Below are 24854 nucleotides of genomic sequence, written 5' to 3'. Positions count from 1 at the left end.
CACTAAAACTCCTTGAGGAAAGTGGCGCGGGTAGCATCGAACTGCACGCCCAGGCCGTAAGAATCCGTTACTTGCACGCTGCCGTGCTGATAGAGCAAACCGCTAACCGGATCATCTGTCAGGCCATCGGCGCCATAGAGTTCGGCATACTGCGGTTGCAGCACGCGACACAATTGCAGTGCCGCCGCCGTCGCCGCGTGGCCTTCGTTCATTTGGCCGATCATGAAGGGCACGCCAGCGGCCTGCAGACGACGCGCGGCCGCCAGCGTCGGTGCAATACCACCCAGTTTGACCAGCTTGAGGTGGCCCCACAGCGCCCCGTCCGCCGCAATTAAGCGGTCAATCGCCGCCGCACTGTTGAGGCTCTCATCCAGCATGATTGGCACACCGAAGGTAGAGAGCTGGCCGAGTTGCGCGTCATCGCTCACCGCCAGCGGCTGCTCGACGTAGCTTAAATCGAGTTCACGCAGCGTCGGGAAAGCGCGCTGTGCCTGCGCCAGCGTCCACTGGCCGTTAACGTCTATCGCCAGGGAAATATCGGCTCCAAACTCGGCGCGCAGCCGTTGCAGCCGCGCCAGATCGGTGGCGATATCCGCCACGCCGGTGCGCAGTTTTAACTGGGTAAAGCCACGCTCTACGTAGCCTTGCGCCTGTTGCAGCATCTGGGCTTCACTGCCCCAGAACAGGGTTTGATTGGTGGCGAACGATGCAGCACAAGGTGCGGCTCCCAGCCACTGCGCCAAAGATTGCTTTGCCCTTTTCGCCAGCAGATCGTGTAGCGCCATATCCAGCAGCATGCGCGTCGGGGCCAGCAGACCGGCATCGGCTGCAGTTCGGTTTAATAAGGTTTGCGCGTCATCGTTGCTGCTCCACTGTGACAGCGCGCGAGTGACATCCTGTAACACCTGCTCCGCGCTGTAGCCGTGCAGGTAACTGATGTTCAGACGCACTTCGCCAATGGCGTCATCCAGCTGAAGCCACAGCGTATCCAATGCGTTAATGGCACCGGAGGCGGCAGTGTGCAGGGTGACCCCCGCATAGTGCAGTTCGCCGCGCCACAGGGTGATTTTCACAGCGCAGACTCCCGCGGCAGCATTGCCAGCGCCACGTCGAGGTAAATAGATGCCGCAGCAATAAACTCTTCTACCGGCACAAACTCATCAGGCTTGTGCGCCACCGCCAGACTGCCAGGGCCAATCACCACGCCTTTGGCACCCAGCGCACGGAAGTGCACCAAATCGCAGCCGCCCTGGAAGCCAAACGGCCCCGCTTCTGGCTGGCCATGACGGCGGCAGGCCGCCAGGCTGTGCTGCACAATCGCTTCGTTGCTGTCGGTTTCCGTTGCGCCGCCGGTGGTGGCTTGCCAGGCAACAATCTCCGCTTCTACCCCAGCCGATGCGTTGGCGTGATCGAGCAACTGTTGTAGTTCCGCTTTCACCGCTTCTTCGCTTTCACCGGGCACCATGCGGCGATCGAGCAGCAGTTCGCAGCTGTCTGGCACCACGTTGTCAGCGTGACCACCGTGGATACGCGTCACCGTCAGGCTGGCGTTGCCTACCAGCGCGTGGCAGCGGCAGCGTACCTGCTGATGATGCGCTTCTTCGATCAGCCCCAACAGTTTGGCCGACTGGTAGATGGCGTTAACGCCGAGTTCTGGAGTACCCGAGTGCGCAGTCACTCCTTTAACTTTGACGCGCGGGCGCAGGCTACCTTTGTGCGCTGAGAAGGTGGCGTTGGAGGTCGGTTCACCAATCACCGCGAAATCAATCGCCGGCGGGGCGTCTTTGACGTAGAACTTCGCGCCCTCACTCGCGACCTCTTCATCTGCGGTGAACACGCCCATTAGCGTGCCGGACCAGTGTTGACGGTTGGCGGCCAGCAGTCGCAGCGCTTCCACCATCGCCACCAGTGGCCCTTTAGCATCACACGCGCCGCGTCCGTAGAGCTTGCCGTCGCGCTCGGTCAGGGTGAAGGCATCGCTGCTCCAGCTGCTGCCAGCCGGGACAGTGTCGAGATGAGTGTTAAAGGCGAAGCAGGGACCGACACCGTTTTTCAGCACCGCAATCACGTTGGTGCGCCCCGGCGCGTATTCGCTGAATGACAAATCGAAACCCACAGCACGCAACCAGCCCGCCACGCATTCGGCGGCTTCACGCTCCTGGCCGGGCGGGTTTTCCGTATTGATTGCCACCAGCGCGGCTAAATCGCGCTTCATGCGCACGCTGTCTACCTGATAAAGGCTCATATTCACTCCGCAATTAATGAAGGATCTGGTCGAGGAAGCGCTTGGCGCGTTCGCTGACCTGTCCGGTAAAGAAATCATCGGCGCTGGCGCGCGCCAGAATCTCGCCCTCTTCCATAAACAAAATCTGGTTGGCGGCACGGCGCGCGAAGCCCATTTCGTGCGTCACCACCATGCTGGTCATGCCTTCGGCGCTGAGTTCTGCCATTACGTCCAGCACTTCGCGGATCATCTCGGGATCGAGCGCCGAAGTGGGTTCGTCATACAGCATCAGTTCCGGTTTCATCGCCAGCGCACGGGCAATCGCCACGCGCTGCTGCTGGCCGCCGGATAGTTCATCGGGGAAGTGATCGGCCCGTTCGTGGATGTGCACTTTTGCCAGCAGCGCTTCGGCCTGCTTGCGTGCCTCAATGCGGTTAATGCCCAACACTGTCATCGGTGCCAGCATGATGTTTTCCGCGGCGGTGAGATGTGAGAACAGCTCGTAGTTCTGGAACACCATGCCAATGCGCTGCCGTAGCTGATGCGGCGGCACTTCACCGCGCGTGATGTTCTGGCGGGTAAAGAACACATCGCCGCTGTCGGCAGGTGACAGCATGTTGACGCAGCGCAGCAGGGTCGATTTGCCCGATCCCGAGGGGCCAATCAGCACCACGGTTTCACCGCGCTGCACGCTGAGCGAACAGTTTTTGAGTACCTGTTGTTTGCCGAAGGTTTTGTCGATACCAATCATCTCCAGCAAGGGTTTAGTCTGATGGCTCATGACACACCTCCAACGGTTTTGCCGGTTTTCGCCGGCGTGGTTTTACTTGCCAGGGCTTTTTGCTGCTTGCTGCGGCGCTGTTTAGGATCAAGCACGCGCTCCAGCCATGACTGGAAAATCATGAACAGGCTGGTGAGGAGCAGGTAGTAAATCCCGGCGGCGCACAGCGCTTCGAAGTAGCGGAAGCTGGCGCTGGCGGTCTGGTTGGCCACCAGCAAGAGCTCCTGCACGGCAATTACCGACACCAGCGCGCTCGACTTCAGCATACTGATCATCTGGTTGCCCATCGGCGGCAGCACGATGCGCGACGCCTGCGGCAACACGATCTTGCGCATGATCTGCGCATTGGTCATGCCCAGTGCCATCCCCGCCGTCCGCTGGCCGCTTTTAACCGCCTGCAGCCCTGAACGCAGGATCTCCGCCATGTAGGCGCCCTCATTCAGTGAGAGCGCCAGCACAGCACAGGTAAACGCGGAGAAACGCAGGCCGAAACCTGGCATCACGTTGTAGACAAAGATGATCTGGAACAACACTGGCGTGCCACGAAACAGCCACAGATAGAAAAATGCCAGCGCCTTGCCCGCCCGGAACGGTGCTTCCTGCAACAACGCCAGCACCAGCCCCAGCACCACGCCACACAACAGTGAACACAGGGTAATTAACAGCGTCATCCACGCACCTTTGATGAACTCAGGTGAGAGGAAGTACTGCCACATTAAATCGATCGACATAGCTTTCTCCGGTCAACGGGTTAGAAAATGGCAACAGAGTCCGGGAAGTTCCATTTCTCAATCAGTTGCTTATAGGTGCCGTCTTTCACCAGTTTTTGCAGCCCTTTCTCCAGCTGCGCTTTGGTTTCGGCATCGCCTTTACGCACCGCGAAAGCGATGTGGGTGTCGGCTTCGAACTCTTCGCCTGCTGCTTCAAATACGCCTGGCTTTTCGCTAAACAGCGCGACAGTGCCTGGCGTAGACAGGAACTCCGCATCAGCACGGCCCTGCGCCACGGCCACCGCAGAATCGGTGGCGGCCGGGAATGTCATCACATTAATGGCGGGCTTCTTAGCATCGACACAGTGTTTGTTGTCCACGCGCGCCTGGCTCTCCTCAATACCGCCCAGTGTCACCGCGATGTTTTTGCCGCACAAAGTCAGGTCACGTCCGGTGATCCCCGCCGGGTTGCCCTTGCGTACCACCACTCGGCTGCCGATTTTCAGGTACGGCACAAAATCCACCTGCTCGGCACGGGTTGGGTTGACGTACATCGCGGAGTTGATGATGTCGAGGCGCTTGCCCTGCAGCGCCGGGATCAACCCTTTAAACTCCATCGGCAGCGGCGCGGGTTGCAGTTTCAGCGACTTGCTGAGCGCAGTAATCAGGTCGATATCGAAACCGGTGAGCTTGCCGTCTTTGACGAACTCGAACGGCATAAAGGTGGCGGCGGTGCCATAGGTGAGTTTGCCGGGGGCCACATCACCGATAGCCGCCAGGCTGGCGAAGGGCATCACCGCCAGTGTCGACATCCATCCCAACAGGCCTAGTGTTTTAATAGAAGTGCTGAACATAAATTTCTCCTGGCTAACGTTTAAATTGGTTTTTGTGAGTCACAAAGTACAATTACGAATACAACAAAACGTCTCTTCCTGGTGCATCATGCACAGTATCTGTGCAGTGTTTGCTTTATATCGCGGCAACCTGTCCGGCATGTTATTGTATGTTTTGTTCGCAATAATACACTTCAGGGAACCCATTTCTATGCAGCCTGACGCTTCTGCCAGCGGTCGCCGTATCGCACGACAACTGCTTGACCTAATATACGAAGCAAGATTCGATCCAGGTCATCATTTACGTGAGCAATATCTGGCCGACGCCCTGGGCGTTTCCCGCACGCCTGTGCGTGCCGGGCTGAAAGAGTTAACCCGTCTCGGCGCGGTGGAAGCCCGGCCCAATCAGGGTTTCTACCTGATCAAGAGCGTTGAGGAGCTGCAGCAGCTGGCGATTGAACCACCACAGAGCAGCGACCAGACGCTGTATGAATTACTGGTACGCGATCATATCGCTGGCCTGTTGCCGGAATCCTTTACCCAGACCGAGATCAGCCAGCGATATGAGGTGGATCGCGGCGTGCTAACGCGCGCGTTGGTGAAGCTGTCAGAGGATGGACTTATTGCCCGCAACGCAGGGCATGGCTGGCGATTTCAGCAGACGCTGAACAGCGATGTCGCGCTGCGCAACAGCTATGGTTTCCGCCTGATGATTGAACCCGCCGCTCTGCTCAGCCCGCAGCTGCGCGTGGATCGCGCCTTGCTGAAACGCCTGCGCGCGCAGCACCTGCGTTTAATCACCCATGCGGATATTACCCAGGTGCCCGCCCGCGAGATCTTTGAAACCGATGCCTCATTCCATGAGCTACTGGCCGAAGCCAGCGGTAACCTGTTTGTGCTCCAGGCGATCCAGCAGCAAAACCGCCTGCGTCGCCTGCTGGAGTTCGGCAGCTATCATAATAAGCGCCGGGTAAAAGAGTGGTGTGAAGAGCATGTTGCCATTCTTGATGCACTGCGCGATAACAAAGCGCAGCAGGCGGCGGATTTGATGCGTGCGCATCTGCAATGTGCCTACGACCTGGTGCAAATTCGCAAGGCAGGTGCATAGTCGGCACCGATTTTGCACATCCAGACTCTGAAAATACAATTCAGGAGAACATGATGGATTTGCAAATTAGTGGTCGAGTGGCATTAGTGTGTGGTGCTGGCAGTGGTTTAGGACAGGCAATGGCGCTGTCACTGGCACAGGAGGGAGTCAAAGTCGCGATAATTGGTCGCAATCAGGAAAAGCTGCTCGCCACCGTGGCGATGATTCAGTCCGCAGGCGGTGAAGCGCATGCCTGGCCGTTGGATTTAGCGCAGCCCGACACCTTCGAGGCAATCTTAGCGGATATCACCAGGCATTGGGGTGACGTGGATATTCTGGTGAATAACTCGGGCGGCCCTCCCCCGGCTACGGCAGCGGGCACCGACAGTACGGTCTGGCAACAACATTTCTCATTGATGGTGGCATCGTTGATGCAGTTAACCGACAAAGTATTGCCGGGCATGCGTGAACGCGGCTGGGGCCGCATCATCACCTCAACGTCCTCTGGCGTGATTGCGCCGATTGCCAATCTGGCCTTGTCCAACGCGCTGCGCATGAGCCTGCTCGGTTGGTCCAAAACGCTGGCCAACGAAGTTGCGGCGCAAGGCGTCACAGTGAATGTGCTGGTGCCGGGGCGTATTGCCACCGATCGCGTTAGCCAGTTGGATGCCATCAAAGCTAAACGCGAAAACAGCACCACCGATGCCATTGCGGAGAAGAGTCGTCAGGGCATTCCGGCGGGACGCTATGGCCATCCGCAGGAGTACGGCGCTGCTGCCGCCTTCCTCGCCAGCCAGCAGGCAAGTTATATCACGGGCAGCATAATGCGGGTTGATGGTGGGATGATCGATGCGATTTAAGAACATAACGCGCGTATAGGGAGTCATTAGAGCAGGAATAAACAGGCAAACCGCCTGCCTAATCTACGGTCGCCATAAATGGAAGCCCTATGATGATCGTGCTCGATTATCGTAGTGTGCGCAGTTATGTACATCGGCTTGAAGATTCAATCTTTACTTAACTGGCCCTCATTAACACAAAGGTTAATGGGGGACAGTTAAGCATTTTTTCCGCAAGAATTAATACATTGCGATGTTAGCAATGTCCGCAGACCGCTTATAACGGACATGTTTCTGAGTATCAGTCCGATCTGTGCCAACAGCGGACATTTGTGAATTTCACTGCGACGATGGGTTAATCATTCCGGATTAAGCATAAAATTCAGCATCAACTTAATCTGGGCAACAAGCATGGCTCTGCCAGTGTGAATAGGCAGCTGCTTTTGCTCAGCAAGGCAGAGAAGGCGAGTTTTCTCAGGGAAAATTACGATGTCGCACACCAGTGTATTTGGCCCAAGTTTTTCCAGAGAGAATGGCAAATCCGAATTTTCCCCCATTCCCAGAGATGTCGCATTGATTGCAATATCGACTTCTCCCGGAATGTGATAGCCGACCTTAATGCTTACAGCCGGGAAAAGGCTGGAAAGGTTATTAACCAGCGCTGCTGATTTTGCCTGAGTCCGGTTGTAAATGATTAGTTCTGCAGGGTTTTGCCCGGCCATAGCGTGTGCGATTGCTGAACCGGCACCCCCAGTACCGGCCAGATAAACCCGACTTCCTTCAATATTGATTCCGCGCTCCAGAAGACTTAATGCGAACCCATTGCCGTCAAGCATATCTCCGTACAACAATCCTTTACTATCTCTTCTGATAACATTACATCCCCCAACCGCTTTCGCCGTTTCACTGGCTGAATCAATCAATGAAAGAGATTGCTGTTTGTGGGGCATTGTTATAATTGCCCCACGAAAATTCTGCACTGACTTTAGCCCATCAAGGGCCTGCTGAAGACCGGCAGGGTTTACATGAAGTGGCACCATCAGTACATCATCGACCTTTTCGCGTTGAAGGGCTGCATTAATCATGAGCGGTGCGCTTACCTGAGCGATTGGATCGCCGATGATGGATAAAAGTTGTAATTTGCCACTCACAATACTGAGTTCATTCATATCTGCTTCCCACTGAAGGACGTTTCCGACAAGAACAAGATAAGACACACAGACACCTCCGTCATCTGGTTGATGCCATTTTATGGTCTTTCGAAAATGTGTTACCTAAAGAGAGAAATGTCCTTTGGATAACGGGTTCTGAAACTTCAAGCCAGAGCATCTTCCAGCGTCAGCGACTGCATCTCGCTCACAACGATACTTCGTGCACTTCCGCTTCGTGCCAGGAGCAGACCTTGAAAGATTACGGCCCGCCCCGAAGACCAAACTGAACTTGCTAAAAAATGGTCGTCTGAATTTCGGTTGTGTCAGTTTTACTGAATGCTTAGATTCATTTTCAATCTATTGAGAGGAAATGAATATGAATTTTGCAGAACTCCACAACCAGTACCAACCCCTTCTTATTGCTAACGTTTGGGACGCCGCTAGTGCTGGCGCAGCGCAAGAAGCAGGTTATCAGGCTCTGGGAACGTCCAGTGCAGCAATAGCATCCACTCTGGGATATGAAGACGGTCAGGGAATGTCGTTTGAGGAGTTATTTTATATGGTCACCCGCATCCGAGCTGTCAGCAACCTGCCATTGAGCGTTGACATGGAAGCAGGGTATGGTGTTTCAGCCGAAGAAATAGCAACCAATCTCAGGCGTCTTGCTCAGATCGGCGTATCAGGCGTTAACCTTGAAGACAGCAGAGTCGTTAATGGGGTTCGTCAGCTTGAGGATGCATCTGATTTTTCCCGTAATCTGAGAGCAGTATGCAATGTGCTGAGAAGCGAAAATTATAATCTGTTTCTAAACATCCGGACCGACACATACCTACTCGGGCATAAAAGCGCGTTGCAGGAAACGTTATTACGGGGGCAGAGCTATAAAGCTGCAGGTGCTGACGGCCTTTTTGTTCCCTGCCTGACGTCAGAGAAAGACATCAACCTCATTGCAGAGGCAACGGGTCTGCCTCTGAATGTCATGTGTATGCCTGATCTCCCGTCGTTTGGCAGGCTGAAACTGGCCGGGGTAAGCCGCATTTCAATGGGCAATTTTGTTCATTCGGCCATTCAGTCAAAACTGACTGATTTAATGCATGCGATCCGAACGAATCAGACATTTGAAGGACTTTTTGTTGATGAAAATTATCGATAAGAATTTGTGTGATGTCTGGTATCAGGCATTGCTTGAACGTGCTTCAGAATTTACCGGCGTGTTTTTTGTCGGCGTCAAAACCACTGGCGTATTCTGCATTTCGGTATGCCGGGCGCGAAAGCCCAAACGCGAAAATGTAGAGTTTTATAAAGACGCTAAATCTGCTCTGGCGGCCGGCTTTCGTCCCTGTAAAGTCTGTAAACCCGCTGAAAATGCGCACAGCGCGCCATCATTTGTTGAACAGGCGCTTGCGCTTGTCAGGCGAGATATTAAATCCCGTGTAGCTGACGCGGAGCTTCGTCAGCATGGAATTAGTCCGGAGCGGGTAAGACGCTGGTTCCTGAAACATCACGGCATTACTTTTCAGGCTTTCCAGCGAATGCAGCGGGTGAACATTGCCCTGCAGGAGCTGAAAAGCGGACGAGCGGCAACGGACGTCGCGCTGGACAATGGCTATGAATCCCTGAGCGGGTTTGGTTACACCTATAAACGGCTTACTGGTGCAGCTCCGACTCAGGTAACCCAGGTGATTGTCATTCACCGGTTTACCACCACGCTAGGGCCTATGTTTGTCTGTGCCACCGAGCGGGGAATTTGCCTGCTGGAGTTTACCGATCGCCGGATGTTAGAAACGGAATTTCGCGATATCCAGCATTTCTTCAACGCCAGAATTGTCACAGGAGAAAACAGCCATACCCGGCAGACAGTAAAAGAAATCAGCGAATATTTTGCCGGAACTCGCCGGCAGTTTGATCTCTCAGTGGATGCCCCGGGCAGTAATTTTCAACAATCCGTCTGGCATGAGTTGTGTGCTGTTCCTTATGGTCACACATTACACTATCAGGCCATTTCTCTACAGATTAATAAACCTAATGCTGTACGCGCCGTCGCTGCAGCTAATAGTGCAAACCGGATTGCGATTGTTATCCCCTGTCACAGAATAATTGGAAAAGATGGAGGAATGACCGGTTATGGAGGAGGGATTTCACGCAAAGAATGGCTCATTGAACATGAGAGAGACAACGTTTAATGGTCTGATGCTCCATTGCAGCCGGAAAAATTTATTCTCTGTCTGAGTGCCTTTTGCGTGTGGCTTTTAAAGGTTTTTTCAACTAAAGGTCCGCTCCTCGCTCATAGCGGACCTTACTTCGACGTCCGCTTTGTGCCAGAAGCGGACTAAATGTTTCATAAAAATTTCCTAGGCAGTTGATTGTTAGTAAATTTTATTCCGTGTTTGTTGATATAGGCAGTCAGCGCTTTTGGCTGCCCATCGGCAACGGCAATCCCGACATAACCGTCGGGCCGGAGCAGGTAGGCGGCATCACGGGCAAAACCTGTCCTGCCGAAAACGTCCTGCCAGGGGAGTACGTGGAGGGCAATATGGTGATTTTCACACCAGAACTTCAGTGCCGCAGACGGCGTTCCGTAAACGTGAACCTGCCATGTAATGGCGGAGAGAGAGCCGTAATTGTTGCCTCCGTCGAAACGCACGAAAGGAAGGCGGTCACCGCCGCTCACTTTCCCTGCCCTGCCTTCGCTGAGTGGGCTGTCCGGGTAGTCGAGCGTGGTCTGTGAGATAACGCGGAACATGTACTCCCGTACGTTATCAATGCCGTAGGCGACACTTGCAAAAACCGGGGCAATACGTGTGCGCACAAAGTCAGCAAAGTTCCCCTGGGAGGTGGCAAAGGTGAACAGTCGGTCGGTAGTCTCCACAAGTTTATGTGCAAAGGCTCTACGTTCTGTCTCGTAACTATCAAGCAGGCTGTCCGGAGCCTGCGATTTGAGCACAGCCGAAAGTTTCCAGGCCAGGTTTATGGCATCAACTATGCCCGTGTTCATGCCCTGTCCGCCGGCGGGGCTGTGAACGTGAGCCGCATCACCCAGCAGGAAGGTACGCCCGTGCCGGAAGTGGTCAGTGACCCGGTGATGAACGCGGTAAGTCGAGAACCAGTTCACTCTATCAATGTTGATTCCAAGACCTTTAATCGCCGTATGTCCGACGTCTTTAAAGGTCAAACTCTCCGGGTCAGAAGCGCGTTCATCCTGAACGGTACCAATCAGCCGGTACTGATGTTGATCCCCGTAGGCCATCACCAGGACAAAATCTGATTTATCGAAGGCAATATGCGCTTCACCTGAAGGCTCAACGCCGCTCGCAGCAACATCGGCAACATAGAAGATTTGTTTGTAAGTGCCCCCCTCAAAGCCGCTGCCCGTCAGGTGACGGATAGGTGAGCGCGCGCCGTCACATCCCGCAAGATAAGTGGCTGAGCAGATTTCTTCCTGACCATCTGGTTTTTTCAACGTAGCGAGGACGTTTTCATCCCGCTCCTCAAATGTAAGGAATTCGGTTTTCCGCTCAACCTCAACGCCAAGGATCCGTAACCGCTCTATAAGGAGCTTTTCGTGTTTGTCCTGCGGGAAAACAAGAACGAACGGATAGGGGGAAATATCTTCTCCTGCGTCTGTTAGCGCGATGTGTGCTTTGCGTTTTCCGCGCGCCCACATATTCATTGCGGGGGTCTTATAGCCTGCGGCGACCACGTCTTCTGCCATATCCAGCTGACGATAAAGTTCTAACGTGCGGGCTTGGACGGCCATCGCCCGCGAGGTTTCACCTGGACCGGCACTTTTATCCACGATGCGAACGGATACGCCCTGCTTGGTCAGCCAGATAGCAAGGACGAGACCGGTAGGACCGGCACCAACGATAAGGACATCATTTTTTGACATAGCTACACCTTTTCTGTGATGAATAATTCCGGCGCAAGGTGGCCAGACGGGCTTACTGACAATTTGGAAAATTGATAATTAATGACTCTAGGGTCATTATGTAAAAATGTAAAGGTGTAAGCGTTGACTGAGTCGCAGCAACGCTGTAAAAAACCGTCAAAAGAGGATTAATCGTGACCACAGAAACAGAACGCCCCCAGCGGCGGCGAAGGAAAGAAGCACGCCCGTCAGAAATCATTGATGCCGCGACAGGAGTTTTCGCGGAGAAGGGGTATGCAGGAACCAACCTCAACGAGGTTGCCCGGCGAGCAGGAATCGCGAAAGGAACGCTGTATCTCTATTTTGAAACCAAGGAAGATCTCTTTAGAGCGGTAGCACGCAGTGCATTTACAACTAACTTGGAAGGAATGGAAAAAGCAGCTTCAGATTTCGGGAAACCTGTACGTGATCTTATCCCTGTGCTTTTACAGGCTGCGGCAAAAAGACCTTTAAACAGCCGTATCCCCGCAATCGCACGTATGGTCATCAGTGAATCCAGGCAATTTCCTGACATTGCAAGCATCTGGCATGACAACGTCGTTGCACGGGTGCTGAACATGCTTTCTGCTGTCCTGGAAGAGGGGCAAAAAAGGGGGGAAGTCAGACAGGGAAACCCCCAACTTCAGGCGATGTCCATCGTAGGACCGATTGTCACGGCCACTCTTTTTCGTGAAATCTTTGCCGAAGACAGTGAACTGCGGCCCGATCTGGAGTCTTTAGCGAAAAGCCATACTGATATCATATTAAGAGGACTTCTTAACTCTTCTCCTGAACAGGATTCTTTTGTCTGAAACAGCATGGATAAAGAATATGAAATGCCCAATACCAGTCGACTGCTTGGCCTCATTCCGTGCTGACAGGGATTTCCAGCGATCCGCAGAGCCGCTTTAAAAACAAATTTCACCACATTTGGCCACGATGATGCGCTGAAGCTTTTAGGTATCCCCTAAGCCAGTTCAACCCTTAAGGGCAGTGTCCGCTTATCGCTGTGAGTTCAACCGATGGATGCAACACATTGGTAAAAACGCTCTGCGGGTGATTCATAGTCTAGCGTTTTTCTTGGCCTCTCGTTGAGCTGCCTGGCAACACTGTTTAGTCTTTGCTGGCTGTGAACCGATAAGTCAGTTCCTTTTGGAAAATACTGCCTGAGCAACCTGTTCGTATTTTCACTGGAGCCGCGTTGCCAGGGAGATTGTGGATCACAAAAATAGACCTCAATTTCTGTTGCTACAGTAAAAAGGGTGTGATTAGTCATTTCCGCCCCTCGATCCAAGGTTAATGTTTTATAAAGTTCAAGGCAGCTGCCGGGCTTGTTTAATTAGTGCGGATATGACTGTGGCTGTCTTGTTATCACTGATTCTGGCCAGCATAACAAAGCGGGAATGGCGTTCTACCATCGTGACTATATATGAGTTTTTAGAGCCCTGTATCAGTTCTCCCTCCCAGTGACCCGGTATAGCTCTGTCAGCGGCTTCAGGTGGCCTTTCGCTGATAGAGATCGTATCCGGGATTGACCCTAATCCTTTACCTTTAAGCGATGATGTTCTGGATCTACGCACCGCTCTTCCGCTTCTGAGGCATTGCTGCAGCTCTTTTTTTAATGCTCCCCGGGTTTGTACAAAAAGCGTTTTATAAATTGTTTCGTGTGACACATGCATTTCCTGATTATCCGGATAACTGCGTTTTAGCCAACCGGCGATTTGTTCCGGTGACCAGTCCTGATGCATCTTCTCTGCAATGATTTTACACAATGTGGGGCTTTCAGTTAGCTTGCAGGACTTTGGTCTCAGGGCACTGTCCCACGCGTCCTTATCCGCTTTTGCTGCACGATATTGTTTTGCACCTCCGTTCCTCTTGATCTCGCGGCTTATCGTTGAGGGAGCTCTTGATAATTTGGCTGCGATGTCCCTGATGCTGCGTTTTACTACCAGCCCTCTGGATATCTCTTCTCTTTCACCTGGCGAAAGCGCTAACCGGTGTCGCTTTCGGGCAGGGGGGCGGTACCCACCAGTCTGGTGAATAGTGGGCATAACAGAAGAGTGATATCTGTCGAACATTCTGGCGATATCATGCAGGGAATCACCTTGCTTATATCTGTCTCAGATAATCGCTTTCTGTTCCGGCGTGTAGTTAATACGCGCTCTTCGTTTCATGGCAACGTCCCCCTTCGATTAAGGATAGCGTTGCATCGACCCGTTGAACTCACAGCCAAAAGCGGACGTTTTTAGCGGAAAACGATGTATTCAGTACCAGCCACTTAAATATTTGTTATCAGGCGTGCGTTTCATTTCTTAGTCCCGATTCATTGCCCTGAGATTCTGTGAGAGCTGTAATCAGCCACTGAATATAATCATGCTGGCTGCCAACGATCAAAACATAAAGGTTATAATTACATATTGAAATCACATAAAAATCAAATTATAACGTAACATATTATTACAGTCCTACCTGCAGCAATATTTAAATACATCCTAAATGTGATTGATAAAGTTGAAAGGAAATGTGAATAGAATCTTATCACTCGACTTCTAACGTATCAATTTCATAAACGAAATTGATTTATTTTAAATTATTGAATGCTTTTAACTGCGTTATTAAAATCTCACGTTTATTTGTGTTACAAGATTGTAAAATTTAAATATACATAATCTCTTATAACGTTTATTCGGAGGTAGTACACGCAATAACCGAATTAAAATTTCAGGAGTATGAAAAATGAATAAACTTTCCAGAAGACGTTTTATGGCATTTGCTGCGGGCGGCACAGTTGTACTTGCTACAGGCCAGGTACATGCGCATGATAATAACATCAAGGCTTATCCCGCAGGCTCGAGAACAGGTGGTAGAGACCCTGGCCCCCATGATCCCGTGCGCGAATCTGAAAACCCGGATATTATTGACCCTCCGGCCACCGACAGTGGCACCGTGCCCAACCTGCGCTTTTCATTCAGCGATGCCCATGTACGTAAGGGTAGTGGCGGATGGACGCGGCAAGTTACCCAACGAGAATTCGGAATTTCGACTACCATCGCCGGTGTTGACATGCGCCTTAATGCTGGAGGAATAAGAGAACTCCACTGGCACAAGGAAGGAGAGTGGGCATTTATGACGTATGGAAATGCTCGTGTCACCGTCTTCGATACGGAAGGAGGATGGTTTGTCGATGATATCAGCGAAGGCGATCTCTGGTATTTCCCTTCAGGCGTCCCACATTCCATTCAGGGTATTGGTTCAGATGGATGTGAATTCCTGCTGGCATTTGACGAGGGTAACTTTGATGAAAACAGCACGTTTCTTCTGTCTGACTGGTTTAAACATATCCCACCAGAGATTCTTGCTAAAAACTTTAAAGTGCCCGTTTCAACATTTTTACACCTCCCTTCGCCAGAAGATGAATACATTTTCGCCGGAACCGTTCCGGGTAACCTCGAATCTGACAGTACTAAAGGGTCACCTAAATCAAAAATTAATTTCACCCATCGTATGGCAAAACAGGAACCGATTAAGTCATCAGGTGGGACAGTGAGAATCACCGACTCTACTAATTTCCCGGTTTCTAAAACGATCGCGGCGGCACTTGTTGAGATTGAACCCGGCGGTATACGAGAACTTCACTGGCATCCGAATAATGATGAGTGGCAATACTATCTTCAGGGTGAAGGCCGGATGGGGGTATTTGCTTCATCGGGCCAGGCAAGAACATTTGATTACAGAGCTGGTGATGTCGGTTATGTTCCTTTTGCTATGGGCCACTATATTGAGAATACCGGCAGCGGTAAACTGCGTTTTCTGGAACTATTTAAAAGCGATTACTATGCAGATATTTCGCTTAACCAGTGGTTGGCAAGTACTCCACCTGAACTGGTAAAACAACATCTTGACCTGGGCGATGAGTTCATGAAGGCGCTATCTTTGATAAAATCACCGGTAGTGAAATAATTTTAATGGCCGGTTTTCCGGCCATTCAATATTACCTGGCAAGTCCGTCAATATTGACCTGACATTGGTACCCTACCCCGGATAAAAAGGAGGCATGAATATTTAATAATGATCAAATATTATGAAATTAAGCTTCTCATACAGAACTCTGATCTACCCCCCTAAAAATAGCTATTAAGTATACATTGAAGATGGTGAACGTTAATTATTTAATTATATTAATGTGCGCTCATTCAATTATTAACATACTTCCCATAAAGAACTACATAGATTGTACCCTCATAGTTGTTTAACAATTATTTATAGCAAAATCATATTTCTTAGGCTGTACTTTTTTACTTTAGTCCACCGCTAGGAACAAGTATCTCTCCTGTAATCCATGCTGATGCATCACTGGCTAGAAATGCCACGGCACTAGCAATTTCTTCCGGCTTACCAATCCTTCCAAGAGGTGTTTGAGAAATGATATGAATCGCCACGGGTTTAACAGACACCTCAGAGTCATTTAAGATGGCTTAAAGAGAGGTGCCCATGAGCGGTAAGCGTTATCCCGAAGAGTTTAAAATTGAAGCAGTCAAACAGGTTGTTGTTCGTGGTCATTCTGTTTCCAGCGTTGCAACACGTCTCGATATCACCACCCACAGCCTTTACGCCTGGATAAAGAAGTACGGTCCGGAATCTTCCACTCATAAAGAACAGTCAGATGCTCAGGCCGAGATCCGCCGTCTCCAGAAAGAGCTGAAGCGGGTTACCGACGAACGGGACATATTAAAAAAAGCCGCGGCGTACTTCGCAAAGCTGTCCGACTGAGGTACGCCTTTATCCGTGACAACACCTGTTGCTGGCCTGTTCGCCTGCTCTGTCGGGTGCTGAATGTTCATCCCAGTGGCTTTTACGCTTGGCTTCAGCCGCCGCATTCACAACGCCATCAGGCAGACCTGAGACTGACAGGACAGATTAAACAGTTCTGCCTGGAATCGGGATGCGTCTACGGTTATCGCAAGATCCATCTGGATCTGCGGGACAGCGGGCAACAGTGCGGAGTCAACAGAGTCTGGCGACTGATGAAACGTGTCGGGATAAAGGCTCAGGTCGGATACCGGAGCCCGCGGGCGCGTAAAGGCGAGGCCAGTATCGTGTCGCCCAACAGGCTCCAGCGGCAGTTCAATCCGGATGCTCCGGATGAGCGTTGGGTAACGGACATAACCTTCATCAGGACCCACGAAGGCTGGCTGTATCTTGCCGTGGTTGTTGATCTGTTCTCACGCAAAATTATCGGCTGGTCCATGCAATCCCGGATGACAAAGGACATTGTCCTGAACGCACTGCTGATGGCTGTATGGCGGCGTAATCCCCAAAAACAGGTGCCGGTTCACTCGGATCAGGGCAGTCAGTACACAAGCCATGAGTGGCAGTCGTTCCTGAAATCACACGGCCTGGAGGGCAGCATGAGCCGTCGTGGTAACTGCCACGATAATGCGGTTGCAGAAAGCTTTTTCCAGTTATTGAAACGCGAGCGGATAAAGAAAAAGATCTACGGAACGCGGGAAGAAGCCCGGAGCGATATTTTTGATTACATCGAAATGTTTTATAACAGTAAGCGTCGGCATGGTTCTAGCGCTCAGATGTCACCGACAGAATATGAAAACCAATATTATCAACGGCTCAGAAGTGTCTAGATTATCCGTGGCGATTCATCCTCGTCGGATTTGCCACCTTCACACTGATGTTCCCTGCTCCAAAGTGTTCCGGTCAGGCATATATGAAAGATCTCTTTACCTTATCGGCGGTGAGAGGTCAGGGAGTTGGTAAATCACTTATGCGATTTATTGCGGCTTTCGCCGTTGAACATGGATGCACGCGATTTGACTGGACTGCTGAAACTACCAACCCGAAAGCTGCCGAATTTTACTTGTCCCTTGGGGCTTCACTCATCAAAGAAAAGCAGTATTTCCGATTGGATCATCAGCGTTTAGCTGCGTTTGCTATGCAGGACGCACATTCCTGAAGCCTATCTCGGCTGCTAAGCGGCACTACGTGGACGGATTATTATGCTTAATTTGGCAGAATTTTCCTGTCGCCATCACTTTGATGTCCGCTTCTCGCTCAAAGCGGACCTTAACCTACGCGCCAGTCTGCTTGTGCCAAAGAGAGCATAACTCACTCTAAAACAAGTTAATTAACCGGGCAGTTCGCCCATCCTTTTGCTCATAAACTCTGACAGTATAAATGCGTTCTTCTGTCAGCTCGCGATCCCTTCTGGCGTGACAGAGGCCCCGCCGCATACGATGACCAGTACATTATCAGCCGGCTTGAACAGGACTTTTTTGTCGTACAAAAGTGAGAGTGACACACCGCATGCGGGCTCAGTGAGCACCCGATGGTCATCGAGAAAGCGGCGGCAGGCATTCAGCGCTTCCCGGTCAGAAACCAGCATACTTCTGACGTCCATACGGCTGGCCACATCAAAAGCATTTTCGCATACCTGACTGGCGGCCAGCGTCGTTGCTATGCCGCTGACCTTATCCAGACGTACCAGCTTACCGGCATTAAGCGAGGCGTTAAAGGAAGCCGTTCCGTGAGTTTCAGCGGCATAAACCGGGATATGACCGAGCTGATGTTTTTCCAGTCCCTTCGCGATGCCGGATAACATGCTGCCACCACCAACTGACAGGATAACAGCATCCGGGCGCAGCCCCTCGCTGATGACTTCATCCACCATCGTGCTAATGCCTTCCCACAGTAATGGATTATCAAAGGGATGTACGTAGACGATTTCATCCGTCACGAGGGAAAGAGCATAATCATTGGCTTCACTCCACGCCTTCCCATGCACAACAAGTTTTGCACCTTCCATTTCGATTAGTTGTCTGGCACGCACCGGGGTGGTTTCAGGGACAACAACCGTCACCGGTAAACCCAGTCTGCGGCCACTGTGCGCCACCGCGATACCGGCATTTCCACCCGATGAACTTATAAAGCCTTTAGCCCCTCGGCTGGCATAGTGATTGCAGGTATGTCCTGCGCTTCTGAGCTTGAATGAGCCCGTAGGCTGCGAAGACTCCATTTTTAACCAGATATTGCATCCGCTTTGCTGGCTTAAAGGAAGAGAGTGAATAAGGGGCGTCCGGATACTTATGTCCATTTTAAAATCCCTGATAGTTCTTCTGGGTGTTAATTGCAGGCTGTACTTAAAGCTATAACAGCTTCACTCCGACTCTGTTGGTTTTCGTTAACGACAATAAAAATCATTATCCGGCATGCTGTTGGTCAGCCATGATACACAATGTAGTTAACACTGTTAACTACATTGTGTATCATCCATGTGAAATTTTTAATCAGGCCGGTAAAATGAACAAAAATGAAATACGCCAGTTTCGTGCAGCCATGCGCGACATGGTAAGGGAGCTGGGCATGCTCGGCCGTAAGGCCAGCGGAACTGAGTTATCCCCTCTTCAGAGTCACATTATGATTGAGCTGAACAGAAAGCCTTCAGGCGCAACAGAACTGGCAACAAAACTCTGTGTGGAAAAGCCAAGCATGAGCCGAACGCTTCGTACTTTGACTGAGATGGGGTATCTGACAAGAGAGCATGATAATCAGGATGGCAGAGCATCAACTTTCCGGTTAAGCGCGTCAGGAAAGCAACGACTAATGTCTCTCGAAGAAAATGCCGACAGATTTACTGAAGAAGCGCTCGCCTCCTCTTCTGAAGACGAGATAAAGGCGTTTTTTGACACCATCACCCGCTTTGCCGGAACCTTACACAATGCACGCAGGCAGCGTGAAGCGGAAATAATTTTCCGGCCGATCAAGACCAAAGATAATGCAGCTGTTGCTGAAATCATTCGCAACAGCTTCAGGGATAATAAAATCGACCACCTTGAGGGAGTCAGCCTGCATGACCCGGAGCTTGAACGTTTAAGCGAGGTTTACAACCAACCCGGCACGGGGTACTGGGTCGCTGAAGCAAGGGGGATAATTGTTGGCGGAGCTGGTCTCGCCCCGCTTCCGGGTAAAACAGGGATCTGCGAAATGCAGAAACTCTATTTCAGCCGCGACGTTAAAGGCATGGGGCTTGGAAGGCGTATGATCGCATTCATTCTTGCTCAGGCTACAGCTATGAAATACCAGGCCTGTTATCTCGAAACCCTCGATGAGTTAAAGGATGCGGTCCGCCTGTACGAAGCCTTTGGGTTTCGTTACGCTGAGAAAATGGGCGAGACAGGGCACGACGGCTGCGGCATATGTATGCTCAAAAAGCTGTAATTTACTGGTCCAGGAGAAGCACGAAGAATCAAAGAGAAACCCTTGTGTGTTTTCTCAAATGGCAATTTATATCACTGAATTAAATGGTTCTTTGAAAACTATACCGGTTGACCTCATCCCTGTGAAGTAACGCACCAGACCTGCTGATGGCTTACTAGTGCCGGATGATTTCCCTTCTGGCAGCTCTGAGCCAGAAGCGGACTTTGAAGGTTGTATGGCACTGTTACGTAGTGAAACAGATGACGCGCGGGAAGCGTCTCAAGTAGTGTAACTGATGATAAAAGATACGAATTAGGAGCAGTCATGGGCAGCCTGCAGGAAGTTCGCGTACCTGTCTGGCATTATCCCATTCTGCTCAAATGAAAGATATATGCATCAGGATGCCCCAGATGTTCTGTGGGACGTATTCCCTTAATATTTTCTGAGTCGTTACAGACAGGAGCAATCAGTGCTGACAGTATGGGGAAGGAAAACATCATCGAACGTACAGGCTCTCATGTGGTGTATAGGTGAAATGAGACTGCCTTATCAACGTCACGATGTTGGTCATAAATATGGGGGTACAGACTCTGACGAGTTTTACGCCCTTAACCCTAATCGTACCGTACCGGTATTGCAGGATGACGCCGATACACCACTGTGGGAAACAGGCGCGATATTACGTTATCTCGCTAATCGGTATGGGTGTGAAAGCTTCTGGCCTGCTGATCTGTTAGCTAAGACCGACGTTGATCGATGGGCGGAGTGGTCAAAGCTCAATATTGCCCAGACATTTACTGCGCCAGTCTTCTGGCGAGTCGTCCGCACCCCTGAAAACAAGCGGGATGCTGAGGCTATCAGTGCAGCTGTAGAGTATTTTGAAACAAAGCTTCAGATTGCAGAAAAACGCCTTTCAGAACATCTCTTTTTAGTCGGAGAAGCCTTTACACTGGCAGACATTCAGTTCGGTCACGTATTGTACCGTTATTATGATATCAATATTGATCGAAGCCCCCTTCCCAATGTGCGGGCATATTATATGCGCCTGACTTCCCGTCAGGCTTTCCGTGAACACGTCATGGTTTCTTATGATGAACTCAGGGCTTAGTCTTTGAAAGAGATTGACAAAACCTGGTCATCAGACTGGGCAGGTCAGACAGTATGAATATTCAGGACGTACTTGAATGAGAAATGGAAAACATGTGTTGGGCGTATCAGGCAGTCTTCGTGCTGCTTCGTTGAATACCGTATTTTTACGGGCTATGTCTTTACTTTGTCCTGTGGGGATCACATTTGAAATATATGACTCCCTGGACAAAATCCCCCTTTTTAACGTTGATGATGAATCTAAACCAGAGCCTGCTGTTGACCACTGGAGAAACGCACTTTCCAGGGCAGACCTGGTCTTATTAGCCAGCCCGGAATATGCACATGGCGTCACCGGCGTCATAAAAAATGCACTTGACTGGATTGTCAGCAGCGGAGAATTGCTGGATAAACCGCTGTCATTGCCCAACCTGTCTGTGCGGGCCCGTCTAGCGCACTCCCAGCTCTCAGAAACATTAAGCGTTATGGGCGCAGTGCTGGCCGAAAAATGCTGCCCCAGAGCAACGCTTGATGCGCCTTACATACTCCCTGATGCGACAGAATTTGCACTGATTGAAAATGCACAAATATGCTCAAGGCTTAATGGGTTATGGAGAAACATTGAACATAGCCTGACAATCATGCATTACAGCCGTCATGAGTAGAATGTCTGCTGTTCGCTCAAAGCGGGCCTTACGCCCAAGTGAGTCCGCTTTGCACCAAAAGTATAAGCTTTTAATCTTAAACTGTTTTTCTAATGAGACAGGTCATCAGGCGGCATCGACAACTGCTTTTCATATTATACTGGGCTCAACGCCACGCGATCATTTGCCTTAATCGATGGTTCAATTTCAGCTTCTCGTATCTCATTCCCTCACCCCGGATTTTCTGTTTTGGCCGCTGGTGACTAACAGTAAAAATTGCCAATGTCCCCGTTACGAGCATCAACGTGGGCAATGAAGTTGAAGCAGATGCCTGACTGTTGAGCTAAAAAATCATTCCTGCATTGCATTAACTGACAAGTGAGGTATCTGCCGCAGCCTGCTATGATTTCGTCTCAAGCATATTTAAGCCCATGTAACGTCAAAATGACTGCCAGTTTTCCACTGAAGAATGCGAGGTAGCTGTAACCGGTTTTTGCAGTTTTCTTATGACAGCCGTTGGCACCGATGACACCAGAACAGATTCTGTTTTGAAGAAAGCCACCGCCTGCTCCAGACGCCCGGCTTCTTCCTGAAGAGATCCGGCCGCTGCAGCTGACTGCTCTACCAGTGCGGCATTTTGTTGAGTGGTGCTGTCCATTTCAGTCATCGCCTGACTGACCTGACTGATCCCGCGGTTTTGCTCATCTGAAGCAGTAGCTATTTCTTTCATAACCTCATTCACCTGAGCCACAGCTTCAATAATGGACTGCATTGTTTTACCTGCATTTTCCACCTGTGTAGCGCCGGTTTTAACCTGACCGACAGACTCATGAATAAGCCCTTCGATTTCCTTTGCCGCTGTTGCGCTGTGCTGTGCCAGATTTCTTACTTCCCCCGCGACGACAGCAAAACCTCTTCCATCTTCGCCTGCCCTGGCTGCTTCAACGGCGGCATTCAGAGCCAGAATATTTGTCTGAAAAGCGATGCCATTTATTACCTGGGTTATTTCAGAAATGCGTGAGGAGCTTTTCCTGATTTGTTCCATAGTATTAACCACCCCGCTGACAACCTGACCTCCCTGGATGGCCTGCGATGACGCTTCCCCGGCAAGCTTGCTGGCACAAATCGCATTCTCGCTGTTAAGTTTCACCGTTGATGTAAGTTGCTCAATACTGGCCGCTGTCTGAACAACTGCGGCAGCCTGCTGTTCTGTACGCGACGATAAATCTTCATTTCCTGTCGCTATTTCTGTGGCCGCGCTGTTTACGTTCGATACGCCGTTACGGACGTTGTTGATTATTTCTTCAAGCTTAATCCGCATATTATCAAAAGCCTGCATTAACAGCCCCAGCTCATCTTTGCGATAGCTTACGTTAGTCGGAGTCAGGTCGCCCTCAGAGATCCTGCGTGCCATACTGAGTGTTTGCGACAACGGCCGCTTAATACTCAGGGTTATGCGCCAGGCAAATAAAATGCTTATTATCACGGCCAGTAACGACAAAAAGACAATTTTAATCTGCGCCGTTTTAATAAAATCAGAAGATATTTTCTTTTGATAATCAAACATTTTTGCCAGGGAGGCGTCAAAACTCTCACCTCTGCTTACCAGCGTTTTTGCCGCCGCAAGATGCGCAGACCAGAGCGTTTCAAAGGGAGAGACTGAAGAAGAGACCTTATCAATAAGGTTAAGGACTGATGGGGTGACTTCAGACAACGCAGGGTTTTTAGCCTCTTCAAGCATAACCGCCGTTTTTCTGGCATCGCCAAGGGCAATGTTCAGCGCTGCTCTGCTGTTATCTTCCGGTACCTTGATAAAAGTCAAAAGCTGCAAATTGACTTCTTTAAGCTGAGACGACAACCGCTCAACTAAAGAAGACGTATCAGAAGCCAGCGTTCCGCCTTCAGCAAGATAATCCATCTTTTTTGCAAGACTGAGATACGGAAGTTGCTGCAAATAGGCAGCCATTCCCATCATGCGCTGCATATAATCAACTAAAATGTTTCTTTGCGTTCCATAACTGTTCATGGCTTCTTCAATACCATTAAGAAACGTTTTCCCCCCTGAATCCCAGTTAAATTGCGCCAGCTTATTGTACTGGTTTCTCAGCTGTTTAAGCGCCTCGGCATTTTTATCAGCATACTGCTGCTCATTGGTGTACTGATACAGAGTCCGATTAAGGCGGGCCGTGCCGAATGTGCTGTTCATCTCGATGGTCAGACTTCGTCTTTCCGAGTTATCCTTAATGGTGTCAAGACAGCCAGATGCAACCAGTGCCGTAATGATAAGGGCACCAATTACCACAAAAAAACCCATACCGAGTTTGGTTCCCACCTTAAAATTCATGAAATAACTGTTGAGCTTCAGATGATTCATTTTTATAACCCTATGATTTTAAAACACTTAAATTCTTTGCTGAAGATTTTATCGATCCCGCTCATAGGGGTTATCGGCATTAGCCGTAAATCATTAAAATAATTTACAAATAACGGTCGGTTTTATTTAGCGGTAGGTTAGTGAGATTGGGGTTTTCATCAGGGAACATCTGCAGCAGGCGCTGCCTGAGCTTGTGACCGGGATGTCTTATGAAGCGCAGTGGGGGTGAGTCAAACGTCTGATTTTCGCTCATAGCGGACCTGACACAAGCGTCCGCTTTGTGCCAGAAGCGGACGTTCAATACCTCTTTTTGCAGGTGTTATTCAACACGAGTCTTTACTATTGTACCGCCATCGCCAGTCGAATCCCAACGGCACTAAAGGCCAGTGCTACTCCCCAGCGAATGCCGGTCATCACCCTGTGATTTCCTAATACGTAATGACTAACGGACGAAGCAAAAGCGCCATACAGAGAAAATACAGCAAAAGTCATGGCCGCAAAAATAGCTGAAAGAATCAGCATGCTCTGTGTGGGATGTACATCCCCGGTGGCGATAAACTGCGGAAGGAATGCCAGGAAAAATAGCGAAAGTTTGGGATTAAGAATATTGGCAACTACCGCCTGTATTATCAACGCACTATGAGACATCTCCTGCCCGGGACCGTCTGCGGCTAAAAGTGTCTTATCCCGTAAGGTTTGCCACGCCATAAACAGCAGGTAAGCCACACCAGTATACTTCACAATTGAAAACAGTAACGGACTGGCATGTAGCAGGGTGGCAAGGCCTGTAATTGCAGCCAGCATATGAGGCAACACCCCGAGAGTGCATCCGGCAGCAGCAATTATTGCGCTACGTTTTCCCTGCCTGAGGCCGGCAGAAAGCGTAATGATGGCACCAGTACCGGGTGATATGACAATTAGCAGAGATGTCACCAGAAAATCATTATAAAGCATCAAAATTTACCCCTCATCAGCAGCTGAAATAATTGCTTCAGTATTTGATTAAGAGG

Annotated in this window: 21 protein-coding genes and 2 pseudogenes; 11 read left to right on the top strand and 12 right to left on the bottom strand. The window is 50.5% G+C overall.

The features are described 5' to 3' along the window. Positions 1 to 2: 2 nt before the first annotated feature. Genes AAGR08_RS23210 through AAGR08_RS23190 form a run of 5 tightly spaced genes read right to left on the bottom strand, consistent with a single transcriptional unit; the run spans position 3 to position 4527 of the window. Positions 3 to 1073, bottom strand: coding sequence for a mandelate racemase/muconate lactonizing enzyme family protein (locus AAGR08_RS23210; RefSeq protein ID WP_345831030.1), 1071 nt, complete (start codon positions 1071 to 1073; stop codon positions 3 to 5). Then, entirely contained in the window at positions 1070 to 2245 is a 1176-nt protein-coding gene (locus AAGR08_RS23205; RefSeq protein ID WP_345831028.1) for a M20 family metallopeptidase, read from the bottom strand. The genes AAGR08_RS23210 and AAGR08_RS23205 overlap by 4 nt, the downstream gene beginning before the upstream one ends. A gap of 13 nt (positions 2246 to 2258) precedes the next feature. Beyond that, on the bottom strand, positions 2259 to 3005 hold the full coding sequence (locus AAGR08_RS23200; protein WP_345831026.1) for an amino acid ABC transporter ATP-binding protein: 747 nt from the start codon (positions 3003 to 3005) through the stop codon (positions 2259 to 2261). Next, complete coding sequence (locus AAGR08_RS23195; protein WP_345831024.1) at positions 3002 to 3736, bottom strand: amino acid ABC transporter permease; 735 nt, start codon at positions 3734 to 3736, stop codon at positions 3002 to 3004. The genes AAGR08_RS23200 and AAGR08_RS23195 overlap by 4 nt, the downstream gene beginning before the upstream one ends. Before the next feature lie 20 nt (positions 3737 to 3756). Continuing rightward, complete coding sequence (locus AAGR08_RS23190; RefSeq protein WP_345831050.1) at positions 3757 to 4527, bottom strand: ABC transporter substrate-binding protein; 771 nt, start codon at positions 4525 to 4527, stop codon at positions 3757 to 3759. Positions 4528 to 4759: 232 nt separating this feature from the next. On the opposite strand from AAGR08_RS23190, the gene AAGR08_RS23185 reads away from it, so the two are divergent. Further along, positions 4760 to 5656: a GntR family transcriptional regulator gene (locus AAGR08_RS23185; RefSeq protein ID WP_345831022.1), complete on the top strand. Its 897-nt coding sequence runs from the start codon at positions 4760 to 4762 to the stop codon at positions 5654 to 5656. A 53-nt stretch (positions 5657 to 5709) separates the two neighbouring features. Beyond that, positions 5710 to 6495, top strand: coding sequence for an SDR family oxidoreductase (locus AAGR08_RS23180; protein WP_345831020.1), 786 nt, complete (start codon positions 5710 to 5712; stop codon positions 6493 to 6495). A gap of 338 nt (positions 6496 to 6833) precedes the next feature. Here the strand turns inward: AAGR08_RS23180 and AAGR08_RS23175 are convergent, their stop codons facing one another. Continuing rightward, positions 6834 to 7691, bottom strand: a complete 858-nt coding sequence (locus AAGR08_RS23175; RefSeq protein WP_345831018.1) for a shikimate dehydrogenase — start codon at positions 7689 to 7691, stop codon at positions 6834 to 6836. Positions 7692 to 8001: 310 nt separating this feature from the next. Here AAGR08_RS23175 and AAGR08_RS23170 point away from each other — a divergent pair, with 310 nt between their 5' ends. Together AAGR08_RS23170 and AAGR08_RS23165 are read left to right on the top strand one after the other, a co-directional pair. Continuing rightward, positions 8002 to 8778 (top strand): isocitrate lyase/phosphoenolpyruvate mutase family protein, encoded by a 777-nt coding sequence (locus AAGR08_RS23170; protein ID WP_345831016.1) that lies wholly within the window; start codon positions 8002 to 8004, stop codon positions 8776 to 8778. Continuing rightward, complete coding sequence (locus AAGR08_RS23165) at positions 8762 to 9808, top strand: methylated-DNA--[protein]-cysteine S-methyltransferase (protein ID WP_345831014.1); 1047 nt, start codon at positions 8762 to 8764, stop codon at positions 9806 to 9808. The genes AAGR08_RS23170 and AAGR08_RS23165 overlap by 17 nt, the downstream gene beginning before the upstream one ends. A gap of 155 nt (positions 9809 to 9963) precedes the next feature. On the opposite strand, the gene AAGR08_RS23160 is transcribed toward AAGR08_RS23165, so the two are convergent. Further along, on the bottom strand, positions 9964 to 11514 hold the full coding sequence (locus AAGR08_RS23160; RefSeq protein ID WP_345831012.1) for an FAD-dependent oxidoreductase: 1551 nt from the start codon (positions 11512 to 11514) through the stop codon (positions 9964 to 9966). Positions 11515 to 11687: 173 nt separating this feature from the next. Between AAGR08_RS23160 and AAGR08_RS23155 the strand changes: the two genes are divergently transcribed. Then, positions 11688 to 12344 (top strand): TetR/AcrR family transcriptional regulator, encoded by a 657-nt coding sequence (locus AAGR08_RS23155; RefSeq protein ID WP_164913110.1) that lies wholly within the window; start codon positions 11688 to 11690, stop codon positions 12342 to 12344. A 203-nt stretch (positions 12345 to 12547) separates the two neighbouring features. On the opposite strand, the pseudogene AAGR08_RS23150 reads toward AAGR08_RS23155, so the two are convergent. Further along, positions 12548 to 13706, bottom strand: a pseudogene (locus AAGR08_RS23150) (IS30 family transposase). A gap of 562 nt (positions 13707 to 14268) precedes the next feature. On the opposite strand from AAGR08_RS23150, the gene AAGR08_RS23145 reads away from it, so the two are divergent. After that, a complete protein-coding gene (locus AAGR08_RS23145) occupies positions 14269 to 15492 on the top strand; it encodes a cupin domain-containing protein (RefSeq protein WP_110411990.1) in 1224 nt (407 codons plus the stop codon). A gap of 335 nt (positions 15493 to 15827) precedes the next feature. Here the strand turns inward: AAGR08_RS23145 and AAGR08_RS23140 are convergent, their stop codons facing one another. Continuing rightward, on the bottom strand, positions 15828 to 15971 hold the full coding sequence (locus tag AAGR08_RS23140; protein WP_278495664.1) for an SDR family oxidoreductase: 144 nt from the start codon (positions 15969 to 15971) through the stop codon (positions 15828 to 15830). Positions 15972 to 16023: 52 nt separating this feature from the next. Here AAGR08_RS23140 and AAGR08_RS23135 point away from each other — a divergent pair. Together AAGR08_RS23135 and AAGR08_RS23130 are read left to right on the top strand one after the other, a co-directional pair. Further along, a protein-coding gene (locus AAGR08_RS23135) for an IS3 family transposase (protein WP_345831007.1) occupies positions 16024 to 17171 on the top strand; the annotation gives its coding sequence in 2 pieces (ribosomal slippage) (positions 16024 to 16261 and positions 16261 to 17171; 1149 coding nt in all). A gap of 20 nt (positions 17172 to 17191) precedes the next feature. Beyond that, positions 17192 to 17500: pseudogene (locus AAGR08_RS23130) on the top strand (GNAT family N-acetyltransferase); the annotation flags it as partial. A 234-nt stretch (positions 17501 to 17734) separates the two neighbouring features. On the opposite strand, the gene AAGR08_RS23125 reads toward AAGR08_RS23130, so the two are convergent. Then, positions 17735 to 18637, bottom strand: coding sequence for a pyridoxal-phosphate dependent enzyme (locus tag AAGR08_RS23125; protein WP_345831005.1), 903 nt, complete (start codon positions 18635 to 18637; stop codon positions 17735 to 17737). A gap of 206 nt (positions 18638 to 18843) precedes the next feature. On the opposite strand from AAGR08_RS23125, the gene AAGR08_RS23120 reads away from it, so the two are divergent. From AAGR08_RS23120 to AAGR08_RS23110, 3 genes are all read left to right on the top strand, one after another. Further along, positions 18844 to 19761, top strand: a complete 918-nt coding sequence (locus AAGR08_RS23120; RefSeq protein ID WP_345831003.1) for a bifunctional helix-turn-helix transcriptional regulator/GNAT family N-acetyltransferase — start codon at positions 18844 to 18846, stop codon at positions 19759 to 19761. Positions 19762 to 20209: 448 nt separating this feature from the next. Then, positions 20210 to 20848 (top strand): glutathione S-transferase family protein, encoded by a 639-nt coding sequence (locus AAGR08_RS23115; RefSeq protein WP_345831001.1) that lies wholly within the window; start codon positions 20210 to 20212, stop codon positions 20846 to 20848. 76 nt (positions 20849 to 20924) lie between these two features. Further along, positions 20925 to 21491, top strand: a complete 567-nt coding sequence (locus tag AAGR08_RS23110) for an NADPH-dependent FMN reductase (protein WP_345831000.1) — start codon at positions 20925 to 20927, stop codon at positions 21489 to 21491. Between the two features lie 418 nt (positions 21492 to 21909). Here AAGR08_RS23110 and AAGR08_RS23105 read toward each other — a convergent pair whose 3' ends face one another. Together AAGR08_RS23105 and AAGR08_RS23100 are read right to left on the bottom strand one after the other, a co-directional pair. Continuing rightward, on the bottom strand, positions 21910 to 23844 hold the full coding sequence (locus AAGR08_RS23105; RefSeq protein ID WP_345830998.1) for a methyl-accepting chemotaxis protein: 1935 nt from the start codon (positions 23842 to 23844) through the stop codon (positions 21910 to 21912). Between the two features lie 339 nt (positions 23845 to 24183). Then, complete coding sequence (locus AAGR08_RS23100) at positions 24184 to 24798, bottom strand: LysE family translocator (RefSeq protein ID WP_345830996.1); 615 nt, start codon at positions 24796 to 24798, stop codon at positions 24184 to 24186. Positions 24799 to 24854 lie beyond the last annotated feature (56 nt).

The organism is Pantoea sp. BRR-3P, from assembly GCF_039621635.1.
Classification (GTDB): domain Bacteria; phylum Pseudomonadota; class Gammaproteobacteria; order Enterobacterales; family Enterobacteriaceae; genus Pantoea; species Pantoea floridensis.
This window is presented reverse-complemented; position numbering and strand designations above follow the sequence as displayed.

Excerpts from the sequence above, each read along its gene's own strand:
- AAGR08_RS23205 (WP_345831028.1), bottom strand. The coding sequence starts at position 2,245 with ATGAGCCTTTATCAGGTAGACAGCGTGCGCATGAAGCGCGATTTAGCC.
- AAGR08_RS23200 (WP_345831026.1), bottom strand. The coding sequence starts at position 3,005 with ATGAGCCATCAGACTAAACCCTTGCTGGAGATGATTGGTATCGACAAA.
- AAGR08_RS23195 (WP_345831024.1), bottom strand. The coding sequence starts at position 3,736 with ATGTCGATCGATTTAATGTGGCAGTACTTCCTCTCACCTGAGTTCATC.
- AAGR08_RS23190 (WP_345831050.1), bottom strand. The coding sequence starts at position 4,527 with ATGTCGACACTGGCGGTGATGCCCTTCGCCAGCCTGGCGGCTATCGGT.
- AAGR08_RS23185 (WP_345831022.1), top strand. The coding sequence starts at position 4,760 with ATGCAGCCTGACGCTTCTGCCAGCGGTCGCCGTATCGCACGACAACTG.
- AAGR08_RS23180 (WP_345831020.1), top strand. The coding sequence starts at position 5,710 with ATGGATTTGCAAATTAGTGGTCGAGTGGCATTAGTGTGTGGTGCTGGC.
- AAGR08_RS23170 (WP_345831016.1), top strand. The coding sequence starts at position 8,002 with ATGAATTTTGCAGAACTCCACAACCAGTACCAACCCCTTCTTATTGCT.
- AAGR08_RS23165 (WP_345831014.1), top strand. The coding sequence starts at position 8,762 with ATGAAAATTATCGATAAGAATTTGTGTGATGTCTGGTATCAGGCATTG.
- AAGR08_RS23160 (WP_345831012.1), bottom strand. The coding sequence starts at position 11,514 with ATGTCAAAAAATGATGTCCTTATCGTTGGTGCCGGTCCTACCGGTCTC.
- AAGR08_RS23145 (WP_110411990.1), top strand. The coding sequence starts at position 14,269 with ATGAATAAACTTTCCAGAAGACGTTTTATGGCATTTGCTGCGGGCGGC.
- AAGR08_RS23125 (WP_345831005.1), bottom strand. The coding sequence starts at position 18,637 with ATGGACATAAGTATCCGGACGCCCCTTATTCACTCTCTTCCTTTAAGC.
- AAGR08_RS23120 (WP_345831003.1), top strand. The coding sequence starts at position 18,844 with ATGAACAAAAATGAAATACGCCAGTTTCGTGCAGCCATGCGCGACATG.
- AAGR08_RS23110 (WP_345831000.1), top strand. The coding sequence starts at position 20,925 with ATGAGAAATGGAAAACATGTGTTGGGCGTATCAGGCAGTCTTCGTGCT.
- AAGR08_RS23105 (WP_345830998.1), bottom strand. The coding sequence starts at position 23,844 with ATGAATCATCTGAAGCTCAACAGTTATTTCATGAATTTTAAGGTGGGA.
- AAGR08_RS23100 (WP_345830996.1), bottom strand. The coding sequence starts at position 24,798 with ATGCTTTATAATGATTTTCTGGTGACATCTCTGCTAATTGTCATATCA.